The sequence below is a fragment of the Aquimarina spinulae genome (genome assembly GCF_943373825.1).
Classification (GTDB): Bacteria; Bacteroidota; Bacteroidia; order Flavobacteriales; family Flavobacteriaceae; genus Aquimarina; species Aquimarina spinulae.
In genome coordinates, this window is record NZ_CALSBP010000003.1 from 491,341 (window position 1) to 503,541 (window position 12,201).

A 12,201-nucleotide genomic window follows, 5' to 3' on the forward strand; every position below is an offset into this window, starting at 1 on the left:
TTTCTATTTCTTTTGTTGTCTATAGAATATCTTACTAACTACTTTCCATTCTCCATCTACTTTTAACAAATTCATATAATCAATAAATGTAAATGTCTCATATTCTATTTCAAGTTTTGCTTGTGCTGCATTTCCTGTTATATCTATAGTAGTAATCTTTGTTTTCCTGTTTTGTTTCGGTCCGGGCTTCATTACTTTTTTAAAGAATTCTAAAGCATTTACCTCTTTGTAACCGTCTTTTGAAATAAATTTCATCGTAGCATTGGTGTGAAATGCTTTTTTTAAGGTTTCAAAATCATTGTTTGTACCACCATCCAGGTAATACGTTACGGTCTTTTCTACAAGTGTTTTATCAGATTCTTGAGCAAAAGTTAATGAAGAAGTACTAATGCATACGAGTAGGATATAAAGTATTGTTCTCATCTGTTTATTTATTTTAAGTTATTTATGATTTGTTTTCTGAAGCATTGCTACAACTTGTTTTGCCACGGATACAGAAGCTGTAGGATCCTGTCCGGTAATTAATCTACCATCTACAATATAATGATTATCCCATCCTTTTTTAGAATAGGTAAAATTTCCACCATTTTTAGTAATGGCCTCTTCAATAGAAAAGGGAAAGGTTTTATAATACGCTTTATTTTTATTTTCAAAAGCATCAGCAAAACCATTTACCTCTTTTTCTTCATACAGATATTTTCCATTTGTAAGCTTTAAATTTACGATTCCTGCGGTTCCGTGACAAATGGTTGATACAATTCCTGTATTCTCATAAATTTCCCTTGAAATACCCTGTATAGCTTTATTCTCAGGAACTCCAAACATAGCAGCCCCACCACCACTATAATAGACTGCTTTATAGTTTTTTGCATCAATAGCTTCTGGTGAGTACGTATTTTTAAATAAATTCATAAAATCTTTGTCGTCTAAATATTTTTTTTGAATAGGATCTGAAGTATTTATATACCCTATCGGAATTTCGCCACCTTCTGGGCTTACAAAATCAACCTGATAACCCGATTTTATAAATACATCATAGGCCAAAACGATTTCTGCAAAATGATTTGCAGTTTTCAGATCTGTATTACCGTAGGTGCGTTGATTAGAGGTAACAAACAAAATCTTATCTTTTGAAGAAGCCGAACACCCCAAAAAAAGAAAAATCATCAAAAATGGTAGTATACAATTTCTCATACTGAATTAATTTTCAGCAAATTTGAAAAATCATTACCTGTATAGGTTTATGTATTATAAATCAGAAGTACTGATTTATAAATTAGAACTATGCTACTTCTTTTTTATAGGCCGCAGGAGTTTTACCCACTATCTTTTTAAAGGTAGTGTAAAATGTTGATTTCGAATTAAACCCACATTCATAACCAACAGCTTCTGTAGTGTAATTGTCTTCATTAATCAAAAGTTGTTTAGCTTCTTGGATTCGATATTCATTAATAAATAAAGGGAAGCTTTTGCCTAGATTGTCATTTAGAAATTGAGATAAATAGTGTGGTAAAACATGTAGTTGTTTAGAAACATCTGCAAGTTTTAAATCTGGATTTTTAAATAGCTCCTTTTCTTTAATCATCCTATCTAATTTGATTTGAAACTCACTTGCTTCATCAAGATCAATCTTTTTATCAGCATATTTAATCGTTTCTTCAAAAAACAAAGACGTTTTATTTCTTTTCAATACCCAAAATAAAATGAAAAGGAAAAATACAAACGAAAACGAAAGTGCACCTACAATATACGATGTATAAGATCCGATATTATAACCCATCCAGATAATAGATACTCCACCAAATACACTTAACACCCAAATTTCTATTTGTTTGATTTTATGTTCTTTGGAAAACAATGTATTAAAAACCGATTTTAATCGAATCGCCGTACATACGATATACAACAACCATTGCAAATAAATGATTTTGACAAAGTTTCCTGACCATAATCTTTTATGTTCCCAATAGGGATATATAACACTTAATACAATGACTACTACCAAAGCGGGAATAACATGAAATAACCACCAGCCTTTACGTTTAGATTCAACTATCAGACTTTTGGTATATAGGTACAAAAAAGGACCTATTAGAACACAAGCCGAAAGTCCTATTTGTATAAATACTTCAGATAATTCTGGATTAAAATAAAAGAAAACAGATTTTAGTATTCGTACACTTAATACAAATAAAAGTGCTGATAGGAAATAATTAGATAATCCTCTCTTTTTAGAAAAGAAAGCAAAATAAAAACTTAATAAAAAACCATTTAACGCTCCTAGTGCACTAAAAAGAAATAATAATTGACGTTCTAAATCCATGAAAATATAAAAAGTAAACCCGTTGTGTATTTTAAAATCAATACTATAAAAAACCGTCAATTCGAGTGGTTTTTCATAGTGACCTCTCGACTGCGCTCGAGATGACGTAGAGAAAAACTGTATCGAGAATAGCTTTTTTGACCCCAAATCCTTGTCATCCTGAGTGTATCGAAGGACTCTATACGCTTCTTCCTATGACCGAAGCACTCGAATTGACGAATTTGGTATTCAAAAATATCAAAATGCACAACAGATAAAGTAAATATATAGCAAATATTTAAAAATGATTTATAATTTTCATTTCCATTACAGATACATTACCTCTATCTTACTATTCTTTGTAAATTCTGGAATCACATACTTATTTTACCATTTTGTGAGTATACTGTAGTTGATTAAACTACACCAGTTCACGTCTTAATTCATTTAAGGAGATGTTGCTATTGATTAACCTGGTTATCACTTCTTCACGAAATTCATCCAGATCATCATAATCATAATATTTGGCCCACTTGTAGGTTTCGAGAAGGTTTTTGATTTGCTTGATAAGTTTTCGGGTTGCATCTGCAGAACGTAGCACGGCAACCTGATCATAATCAGGGTTATCTTTATGCATATAGCTGACCTTTTTGGTTTCAAAATCGACCGAAATATAGTAGGCATCTACATCGGGATCCAGATTTTCTCTAAAATCCACCCAATCTGCATATCCCAATCGTAAGTCGTCAATTTCTGGAGGAAAATCAGACACTAGTCTCCATTGGCACTTTGCAGCTCTACCCCAATGGTTAGACATTCTATATACTCCATGTTTTGTATAATAATAGGTACTCCCCGACTCACTTCTGTAATTTGGTTTTCTTCTCGTGATTTCGCGTAGCGAAGCTCCTCTGAATACACAATACGTTTTATTAAAGAAGTTATAACGCGTGTATACCTTAACGTGTTCTTTTTCCTGATGTTCCAAATGCATGTTTTTTTCCCGGTGGCAAAGAAATCACAATTTTTTCAGAAAGTAAAAACAAGTTTTTAACATCTATTCACAATACTGTTTTCTTACTCTTGTTGTCTTGAGATATCAACCTTACATAAGATTAGAGTATCATATAACAGTAAAATTACTATTAAAAAAGGGGGATTCAACCTACCTATAGTAGGTATTACACTCTTTTATGAGTACTGTTTGTATGCTAACTTTGATCGATGAGTTTAGATCTTTAAAATGATAAAGTGAACATAATAGTCAATTGGCTTTTGATAAGCTTATCAAACGAGAAGTAAAGAGAAGTCCTGTTGCAGGGACTCATATTTTTGAATTAGCTTGATTCTAAAAAAGCATCTTGTTCTGTAACAAGATGCTTTTTTACTGGCGTGTACCTTATTAATCCAGGGTATAACTACTATGCATTTTCATAAAATGTCAACGCTCTAGAAGGACATTTTTCGATCTGATTTTTTAATGCTTCAGAAGTAGCCATCTCTGGTCGGATCCATGGTTTTTCCTTAGGTTGGTATACCTCTGGTAAGGTCTTTACACAAACACCCGCATGGGTACATTTTCCAGGTTTCCAAACTACTGTAATCTCTCCGTTGTTGTATTCTTTTCTAATCTCGTTTGCCATGATATAATGATTTAAAGTGTGGATTATACTACTATTTAAAGATATAGCTTCCTTTTAAATACAATATAAAACCGAATGGTTTTCTTAGCAAATCCGAATCATATTCGATAATTAATCAATATACACTATTTTATTAGGCTCTTTCAGGCTTCATTTCTTAGATCGATTCTAAATTCAGGATGTAACGTTTTTGGATATTATTCTTCTAATAGATATTAGTTTTTAGATTATTAAGAATGAAAAAGGAATTCTTTACTGCTGCTAAGGTATATGTAAGTACCTGGATATTGATCGTATTATTGTTCCTTTCATTATCATTACGAGCAGATATTAGTTTTAAAAGATCTGCTGAAAGCTTACTAGAAGTACTTCCGAATGCCACATTTTTAATAAGTGCTCATATCGCATTTGCCATTTTTTATATACTCTTTTTACTCATTCGATATTTCATAAGAATATACCGTCGTAAAGGTTTTATTATTATGGGAAAGCAAGTAGTATTTGGTGTAATAATTCCTTTTTTTATCCTATTGGGCATCTATAAAGCTATTATATATACTAACAGTACAGAAGAGTTCACTTATGAGTGGGATCATTCTGTAGAAAACACTAATGACACTACAAATGATCTTTATAAAACCGATGGGAAACATCGCGGAATGAGTGTATTTGGTTGGGGTTCTCATAACAAAAAATCTATTGCTACACTAGTAAAAAACAATGTAGAGTGGGTGGCTGTTATTCCTTTTTTATACCAGAAAGATCAACATACCATACAAATGAATACTCCAAAGGCTATTGGGCAATGGTCTAGCAGAGATTCTGTTTTTATCAACAGTATTGCACAACTGCAAGCAAAGGGAGTTTATGTACACCTAAAACCACATTTATGGATGAGCGAGGGCTGGCGCTCAGATATTTCATTACCATCTGCCATCGACTGGGATACCTGGTTTGACTCTTATCGTAGTAATATGATCCATTATGCACACATGGCTCAAAAAACAGGGGTTAAACTATTCTGCGTAGGGACCGAGTTACGATCATCAGTACAACATCAGCCAGATCGATGGAAAGCCCTGGTACAGGAAATCAAGACTATATATCATGGCAAGCTTACGTATGCCGCCAATTGGGATGGAGAATTTAAACATGTCGATTTCTGGCAAGAATTAGATTATATTGGTATACAGGCTTATTTCCCGATTACTAAGAAATCTCACCCCGACCTGGTTACCTTAAAAAAGGGATGGGGTACTCACATCACAAAATTAGAAGCCTTATCTCAAACACACCAGAAGCCAATACTATTTACAGAAGTGGGGTATAAAAGTGAAGCTTCTGCTGCAATACAACCCTGGGAGTGGCAATCTCTCTTTGGTATCCTATATCAGAAAAAATCTGATCGTACCCAACAGCTTGCATACCAGGCTTTATTTGAATCATTATGGGATAAAGAATGGTTTTCGGGTATGTATATATGGCAATGGGACACCAGAACTTCTATCGATAGTGCACCTACAAGCCTGGATTTTTCACCACGCTACAAACCAGCACAAAATACTATTGCACAATGGTATGCCTGTCAATAAATACAGAAACTAATACCTAACGATAACAATCTGAACACCTCATTACCATACGATAAGATCAATTTACTCGGTTATTATTTTATGTGTATCACATTTTCTAAGCATACGTAACTCTTCGGTACCAACTACAATATTATTAGCTATAAAAGTGTTGGCATTATCCAGCTTTACGATAGTGTAGGTTTGTTGTGCCGTATCAATTTCTTTGATATTTACAATTTTCACCGCACCAGAAATGGTGCGTATTATACTTCCTTTTTGAAGTTGTTTAACATCATCAAACCGATATGCCATCTGTGTTTTCTCGGGAGAATAAGACAACCAATCTCCAGAAGAAGATAAAAGTGGATGATCGCGGGTACAGGTAATCGTCGAACCATCAGATAACCAAAGAGTAATCAAAGTATCATGCATCGGACTTGCCAGTTCTTGAATCGTTGTAGCAATATAGCTATCTGTAACTTGATGATAAGAAAGCACTTGCTCTCCCGGTAGTATCTTTTCTATTGGTTTTTGAGTATGATCTGCCATAGTAATCAAAGTCCCTTTAGCAAAACAGTGTACGTCGATCCCATCAAAATAGATTTCAGAAAGTACTGTATCCTCATATTTATCTCCCGGATATACCTCCATAATCTCAAATTTCATGGTCCAGGGTGGTAAACTTTTTGAAGTAATATAATCTATGCTTTTATCCAATTTACCTATCGGATCTACTTTAAAATGTTGTGCCGCCCGCTGATCGGTAAGATTTAGAATGGCATAGGGTTTATCCTTAATATACACTTTAAGTTTTTTCACACGGCTATTATTTCGCCAGGCAGTTTCACTTTTCACATGTCCATTTACAACGATAATTTCTGTTATCCGCGGCCTTCCCTGGTAAAAACTATATTCGAGATACTCTCCTACTCCATATCCCGGTACTCCTTCTGCCCATGCGTTTTTATAGTTAAGATCCATTGCATTTTCTGCGCGATAATTTATATTACCCTGATCTGCCAAATGTGATGATGCTGTTTCTTTAAACGGCCCACCACCACAATACCAACTACACCCCTGGCCTTCAATATCCCAATAATTAGTCATTGTTTCATCAACCATCTTATCTAATTCTGCTTTCTCTTCCTGGGTAAGGTCTTCTTTTTTTAGTCCTTTTGACATGCGTTCCCAAATGGCTTCACAAGCTTTTCTGTTTCTGTTAAATTCCTTTTCATCTGTAGTATTCAAGTCCAGTACTTCGATACGTGTTGGCGTGAGCACCTTTATTTCCTGGGCATTAGAAAAAAGTGTGATGAGTAATATGATACAGGTAAGTGTATTTTTCATAACATGTATGGTATATCATTGGTATGCACTACAAATATATTATTTATTACATCCACTACCTCCCCTGTTTACCGTGATAAATTAACGTTAACAATCGTATCTCAGGGTTCGGTTTCCTTCGAGGGCAGGTTCTTTCGGTTTGGCTCAGGAAATACATAGCTGAAATCCTTTTACCATAAAAAATGTTATCAACATCCTTTCTAAATCTTATACAGATGTATGTTACATACCTCTTGTTAAATCAACGCTTCCATGTAAACACAACAGCCTATAGTAGTGTTGAGAAACCAATAATTTCCACACTACCAAAAAGTGAAAATTATTATTTATTTACGGTTTATACTTCGATTTTATGTTTCTGTAAACAATTAAAAAGCAATAACTAACTCAACTGTTTTTTAAATAGTTTTGGATCATCATTAACCAAATTCTTAAAATCTTACACAATGAAAAAATCCATTTTAAAATTAGGCTTGTTTGCTTTTTTCTCCGTTACTTTTATAGCATGTCAAAACGATGGTCTTGATGCTCCCGAAGCACAAGAGGTACAAAATGCAACTGTTCAAGATGCTTCAAAACAGTTTGTAAGCGTAAAAGATGTATCAAACGATCCTACGATGCCACAATTAGTAGAAAAACTGATACATCAAAACAATCAGGCAACTGCCAAAAGGGTTGGATGTACATTAGATAGTGATATCGGATGCGGTAGTGATGCTTCGGCAGAGATCGAAGAATATGTAAATCTTTCTAACTGTATTTCTTTTAGCAAAGGAACATTGATCATCCCTATTCAATCCAGACAGTTTACCTATAACTATTCATATTATATCGATGGAGACGGAGATATAAACATGGATCAGTATCAATATCAATTCGACTCTCATGTGGCAGATATCGCACAGCGAATAGCTCCTAATAAAATAGCACTGGTAAGTGCTAATGCGTCTAATGGTTGCGGAAGAGGTTGGAAAGTAGCTAATATCACGTATACTGTTATTCTCGGCAATTAAGATTCATCTTGATCTTGCTATAAGACAACACATGACAAGCCCTATATATCTGTTTGATGTATAGGGTTTTTCTATTAAGCATCACGATATCCAAAATGTAATTTGTTATCTAATTCTACTCCAACTCCAACATAAACCACTTTCATATCCTCTATCCATTTTAAATGATAAGCATTTTGTTCATACCGTATCGTGAGTTGATACGTACCTAACGATACTGCATTATCATCAAAATAAGTGACCTCATAATCACCTTCAAACTGTTGAGTTGTATTGAGATCATCCTTTTTCTTTCCCTTACCTGTACCAGAAGTCACCACATCATTTTTAGTATGACACCAAATAGCTTCAATACCAAAAGGGGTTTTAGAGTATACAGCAGTTCCTATTAAACTCATCTTTTATATATTCTTATTATTTAGTAATCTATACATAAATCAAAGACTATGGCCTAGTGTAGTTGTAAATATGATCAAACCTAAGAAAATTATATGACACGAGTATACTCCTAAAAGTTGAAAATATAATAAAAGATTCATTATTTTAGTACTATAAATACTTCGATAAGTGGGTTAATCTAAGAGACTCAACATAAAACTATGGTTAGCATGAAAAACAACTCAGGTATACGTGCAAAATATCTTTTGTTGGTATACTTTCTACTCACATTTTTGATTTCGTGGACTGGCCTTGTTTTTATTATGGGTATTGACGGATTTACCGGAAAGAAAGAAGTACCGGATAGTCAAATTCCATTACTATTCTTGGCTATGTGTGCAGGGCCTTTTATAGCAGGGTTGTTAGTTAACTACTTTGAAAATGGTAAAGCCAGTTTTAAACAACTAAAAACTCGAATGGGTAAATGGAAAGTAGGTACCCGATGGTATGTCATAGCTCTTTTTTCTGCTCCGCTACTTTTTGGGCTTACCTATATACTACTCTCTTCATTTTCTTCTAAATTTTCTCCTATCCTTCTTTCTACCGATGATCTTCTCTTTTTAATTCTTGGAGGAATTCTAGGTGGCATCGTAGCCGGTTTTTTTGAAGAAATTGGCTGGACAGGGTTTGCTGTACCAAAATTGAGGGCGCGTTTCAATATACTCACTACAGGGTTAATCGTTGGTGTGATATGGGGAATATGGCATTTGCCTCTTTTTATGGACAAAGATCCCGACGGAGATGTTCCATTAGCTATCTTACTGATCATAAAACTCGTTACACATTTACCTGCTTTTAGGATTTTGATGGTCTGGGTATATGATCACACCCAAAGTTTATGGATCATAATTCTTATGCATATGTCTCTTACAGCAAGTACGATGATATTTCAACCCACAACAACAAAAGGGATTGATATCGTTGTTTTTAACCTTATGTTTACCGCACTGATTTATGTGTTTATGATTATACTTAGGTATCTCACCCTTCGAGTGCCTCAGGGTTCAAAATTGTAGTACTCACCATTCGGCACCACTTCGACAAGCTCAGTGTGACAGTTCAGGGTTCGGTTGGTTTACTAATGTTTAAAAGAAGTAAGATGCAGCTTGAACTCTTTTAAAGTGTCCTGAGTAAACATATAATCTTGTCCCATCAAGTTAATTTTGCACTGACCATCTATTTCGCAAATAGCCGAAATATGACTTGGATTGATATAATGAATAGTTCCCTGGTTATCTTTGATTTCCATAAATTCCATAATCGATATTGTTTTTATTTATCTTCTTTGTTTTTGACAAAAATACAACACACCTGGTTTAAGAATAATGATCCATGTCATTTTTTGATAATAAAATTGTCTGGTTCTTTATACTGGGCTCTCACCCTTCGGCGCCACTTCGACAGCACTTCGACAAGCTCAGTGTGACAGTTCAGTTTGACAGCTCACCCTTCGACTATGCTCAGGGTTCGGGATTCGTTGTTTTATTCGTTTCGAGGGCTGAGCCCTTCGACTAGGCTCAGGAAACACGAAGCCGAAGCCCGGACATTAATAAAGAAAAAAACCATTAGATTTGTATATCAACTACAATCAATACTATTGCAAACTATAGATCATCTTCATGAACTGTATAATCCCTTCTATTTCTGGGGGATTCTACTTATAGCTAATGTAATCATGTTCTTATGTACCATACTGATTAGCTATCTTTGGTCTTCTTTTTATCGACATCAAAAATTACCCATCGAAAAGAAAGATGTTACGCTATCTATTGCAATTATGGTGATTAATGTACTGGTTGCAATTCCTGGATACCTGCTGTTTATCAACTCCAACATTACGTTTACCGATACTAATCTTATACGGGATTTTGTACTACTCTTTGTGGTTGTTGATTTTGTAATGTACATATTTCATTATGCCTCTCACTATGTATGGCCATTTACGTTAGCACATGAAAAACATCATGAGCACTATAGTTTTAATGAGATTAGTCTCTATGTGATGCATCCTCTGGAAGCTATTCTTTTTGGTGGTATACTAACCCTGCTTCCATTGGTAATCTCTCTTAATTTCTATAGTTTTATTTTCTTTCTATTCTTTAATTGGTTGATCGGAGTAGTATCACATCTAAACACATCTTCGAATACCCGAGTTGTACTATTTGGTAATAATATTTTTCATAGAAATCATCACGAATACTCCAAATACAATTTTGGATTTTATACTGTGATCTGGGATAGGATTTTTGGCACCTATTATAGTGCAGATCGTAACTAATTTATCAATTCCAATATTCCTTTAATGAAAAAAGAAAGTATATACTTATGCGCTTTTCTCATTTTCAGAATCCATTTCTGTATTTTGAGCAAGTTGTTTTGCCCAGGAAATGGCATCACTAAGGTTATCAAAACTCTGGAAGCTATTCCTCATAAAGAGCTTTTCTATCAAAGAATTAAAAATTCCTCTCGAGGTATAACTTACCACCCCATACCCTCTTAGTTTATATCCATTTCTAAAAAACTTAACCCAATCACTAGGTTTCACAGAATATAAATTCACACGATTAGATATATATACAATATCTTCTCCGTTATTATCATACAGATGAGCAAACTCTTCGGTAATGGGTTTGGCATGATCCTCCCAGGTAAATAGTACTCCTTCGTTAATCTCTGCAACTACAAAAGTATCAAATAGGTAATAATTACCGCTAGAAAAATTAAATTCGTGTATCGCATCCTTGTAGAAAGGAGAATCCTTTATATATCCCATACTATGTGTATATATTTTAAGCCCCTTTAAACGTCACATTATATAAGTTGTTGTGCCAGTTGTGTGTTTAGATACTCTTTTTGATAAAAATCCTTATCATTCTATGCGAAGGAAGGGCTCAACAGCCTTGCTGTGCTAAGCATTTCGAAATACGTATTGCTTCCAATTATTGAAATAACATACCCGTAGTAATTCTTTTTATAGTGTTCCCTAAATATACAACAGCCATAATATAATAATTAATCTGCAATCTGAAAAAACGAGCTGCATATTTACTCTTATTTATACTCATTATAATTATTTGTGTCTTCTAATATAAAACCAAAAAATAAACCCTACCGTTTCTGTATAAACACAACTTTATATAGTACTACTGCTGGCCATCAAATGTTTAGTCTAAATATTTTCTTCAAAATACAGTACATTATTTACTTGTTAATTTATCATTACAAATAGGTGAAATTTCCCTGTAAATTGAATTGATTTCTTTACATATTCTTAAAATACAAACCGAATCTTATCAGACAGATAATTAGTTATTTAGTAGAAGCATTAACCAATAAAAATATAAAATGAAATTACACTCAAAAATCTTATCAAGCCTATTAGTATTCCTAGTACTACTTACCTCTTGCGAAACTGATACAGAAGAACTACAAATTGTAAAGACTAATCCTTATTTAGAACTAGTGGGTACTGTAGAATATCGTCAGGCTACAGAACAGGAATTAGGTAAACTTGTTCCTACTCAAGCTAAGGCTAATTGTACACTTAGCGGAGATGAAGGATGTAGCGAAGATGCTTCATCAGAGTTCGAACGTTATGTAAAAGAATGTACTACGTATCCTCGTGTATGGCCACCAACAGGAGCTGTTTCTACGCATTACAAAAGTATGATCTATTATGTTGACGGTGATGGAGATATCAATTTAGATCACTATCAAGATGATCTACAGGCACACGTAGACCAATTAACCAGTTCTACCGGAGCTGCTTTTATTAGTGCCAACATTGTATTCTGGACATGTAATGAAAGAGAAAGCAATTCTTGTGTAATAGCTTACACAGTATACCGATAGAGAATTTACAGTATACATAATTAAAGAAGCAG

General features: G+C 34.0%; 14 protein-coding genes. 5 read left to right on the forward strand and 9 right to left on the reverse strand.

Annotated features, from left to right (window positions below):
- Positions 1-3: 3 nt before the first annotated feature.
- The 5 genes from NNH57_RS24870 to NNH57_RS24890 form a co-directional block, all read right to left on the reverse strand.
- Positions 4-423: a nuclear transport factor 2 family protein gene (locus NNH57_RS24870; protein WP_074406108.1), complete on the reverse strand. Its 420-nt coding sequence runs from the start codon at positions 421-423 to the stop codon at positions 4-6.
- A gap of 18 nt (positions 424-441) precedes the next feature.
- Positions 442-1,194, reverse strand: coding sequence for a type 1 glutamine amidotransferase domain-containing protein (locus tag NNH57_RS24875; RefSeq protein WP_074406107.1), 753 nt, complete (start codon positions 1,192-1,194; stop codon positions 442-444).
- 88 nt (positions 1,195-1,282) lie between these two features.
- A complete protein-coding gene (locus NNH57_RS24880; protein ID WP_132066039.1) occupies positions 1,283-2,383 on the reverse strand; it encodes a helix-turn-helix domain-containing protein in 1,101 nt (366 codons plus the stop codon).
- A 340-nt stretch (positions 2,384-2,723) separates the two neighbouring features.
- Positions 2,724-3,296: a hypothetical protein gene (locus NNH57_RS24885; RefSeq protein ID WP_074406105.1), complete on the reverse strand. Its 573-nt coding sequence runs from the start codon at positions 3,294-3,296 to the stop codon at positions 2,724-2,726.
- A 427-nt stretch (positions 3,297-3,723) separates the two neighbouring features.
- Entirely contained in the window at positions 3,724-3,945 is a 222-nt protein-coding gene (locus NNH57_RS24890) for a (4Fe-4S)-binding protein (RefSeq protein ID WP_175392664.1), read from the reverse strand.
- Positions 3,946-4,181: 236 nt separating this feature from the next.
- Here NNH57_RS24890 and NNH57_RS24895 point away from each other — a divergent pair, with 236 nt between their 5' ends.
- Positions 4,182-5,537 (forward strand): glycoside hydrolase family 113, encoded by a 1,356-nt coding sequence (locus NNH57_RS24895; protein WP_074406104.1) that lies wholly within the window; start codon positions 4,182-4,184, stop codon positions 5,535-5,537.
- 63 nt (positions 5,538-5,600) lie between these two features.
- Here NNH57_RS24895 and NNH57_RS24900 read toward each other — a convergent pair whose 3' ends face one another.
- Positions 5,601-6,866, reverse strand: a complete 1,266-nt coding sequence (locus NNH57_RS24900) for an NADase-type glycan-binding domain-containing protein (RefSeq protein ID WP_108807501.1) — start codon at positions 6,864-6,866, stop codon at positions 5,601-5,603.
- Positions 6,867-7,312: 446 nt separating this feature from the next.
- Between NNH57_RS24900 and NNH57_RS24905 the strand changes: the two genes are divergently transcribed.
- Positions 7,313-7,879 (forward strand): hypothetical protein, encoded by a 567-nt coding sequence (locus NNH57_RS24905; RefSeq protein WP_074406102.1) that lies wholly within the window; start codon positions 7,313-7,315, stop codon positions 7,877-7,879.
- Positions 7,880-7,953: 74 nt separating this feature from the next.
- Here the strand turns inward: NNH57_RS24905 and NNH57_RS24910 are convergent, their stop codons facing one another.
- The gene (locus NNH57_RS24910) at positions 7,954-8,277 is read right to left on the reverse strand and encodes a hypothetical protein (protein ID WP_108807500.1); all 324 of its coding nucleotides are present in this window, start codon (positions 8,275-8,277) and stop codon (positions 7,954-7,956) included.
- A gap of 210 nt (positions 8,278-8,487) precedes the next feature.
- On the opposite strand from NNH57_RS24910, the gene NNH57_RS24915 reads away from it, so the two are divergent.
- On the forward strand, positions 8,488-9,333 hold the full coding sequence (locus NNH57_RS24915) for a CPBP family intramembrane glutamic endopeptidase (protein WP_159099173.1): 846 nt from the start codon (positions 8,488-8,490) through the stop codon (positions 9,331-9,333).
- Between the two features lie 62 nt (positions 9,334-9,395).
- Here the strand turns inward: NNH57_RS24915 and NNH57_RS24920 are convergent, their stop codons facing one another.
- On the reverse strand, positions 9,396-9,575 hold the full coding sequence (locus NNH57_RS24920; RefSeq protein WP_132066037.1) for a hypothetical protein: 180 nt from the start codon (positions 9,573-9,575) through the stop codon (positions 9,396-9,398).
- A 339-nt stretch (positions 9,576-9,914) separates the two neighbouring features.
- Here NNH57_RS24920 and NNH57_RS24925 point away from each other — a divergent pair, with 339 nt between their 5' ends.
- Positions 9,915-10,595, forward strand: coding sequence for a sterol desaturase family protein (locus NNH57_RS24925; protein ID WP_159099172.1), 681 nt, complete (start codon positions 9,915-9,917; stop codon positions 10,593-10,595).
- 45 nt (positions 10,596-10,640) lie between these two features.
- Here the strand turns inward: NNH57_RS24925 and NNH57_RS24930 are convergent, their stop codons facing one another.
- Positions 10,641-11,090, reverse strand: a complete 450-nt coding sequence (locus tag NNH57_RS24930) for a hypothetical protein (protein ID WP_074406084.1) — start codon at positions 11,088-11,090, stop codon at positions 10,641-10,643.
- Between the two features lie 572 nt (positions 11,091-11,662).
- Here NNH57_RS24930 and NNH57_RS24935 point away from each other — a divergent pair.
- On the forward strand, positions 11,663-12,169 hold the full coding sequence (locus NNH57_RS24935; RefSeq protein ID WP_108807497.1) for a hypothetical protein: 507 nt from the start codon (positions 11,663-11,665) through the stop codon (positions 12,167-12,169).
- Positions 12,170-12,201: the final 32 nt, after the last annotated feature.

Bases quoted from the DNA above. Each gene is read 5' to 3' on its own strand.
- NNH57_RS24935 (WP_108807497.1), top strand. From the start codon at position 11,663: ATGAAATTACACTCAAAAATCTTATCAAGCCTATTAGTATTCCTAGTA.
- NNH57_RS24915 (WP_159099173.1), top strand. From the start codon at position 8,488: ATGAAAAACAACTCAGGTATACGTGCAAAATATCTTTTGTTGGTATAC.
- NNH57_RS24890 (WP_175392664.1), bottom strand. From the start codon at position 3,945: ATGGCAAACGAGATTAGAAAAGAATACAACAACGGAGAGATTACAGTA.
- NNH57_RS24920 (WP_132066037.1), bottom strand. From the start codon at position 9,575: ATGGAATTTATGGAAATCAAAGATAACCAGGGAACTATTCATTATATC.
- NNH57_RS24895 (WP_074406104.1), top strand. From the start codon at position 4,182: ATGAAAAAGGAATTCTTTACTGCTGCTAAGGTATATGTAAGTACCTGG.
- NNH57_RS24910 (WP_108807500.1), bottom strand. From the start codon at position 8,277: ATGAGTTTAATAGGAACTGCTGTATACTCTAAAACCCCTTTTGGTATT.
- NNH57_RS24905 (WP_074406102.1), top strand. From the start codon at position 7,313: ATGAAAAAATCCATTTTAAAATTAGGCTTGTTTGCTTTTTTCTCCGTT.
- NNH57_RS24870 (WP_074406108.1), bottom strand. From the start codon at position 423: ATGAGAACAATACTTTATATCCTACTCGTATGCATTAGTACTTCTTCA.
- NNH57_RS24875 (WP_074406107.1), bottom strand. From the start codon at position 1,194: ATGAGAAATTGTATACTACCATTTTTGATGATTTTTCTTTTTTTGGGG.
- NNH57_RS24900 (WP_108807501.1), bottom strand. From the start codon at position 6,866: ATGAAAAATACACTTACCTGTATCATATTACTCATCACACTTTTTTCT.
- NNH57_RS24930 (WP_074406084.1), bottom strand. From the start codon at position 11,090: ATGGGATATATAAAGGATTCTCCTTTCTACAAGGATGCGATACACGAA.
- NNH57_RS24885 (WP_074406105.1), bottom strand. From the start codon at position 3,296: ATGCATTTGGAACATCAGGAAAAAGAACACGTTAAGGTATACACGCGT.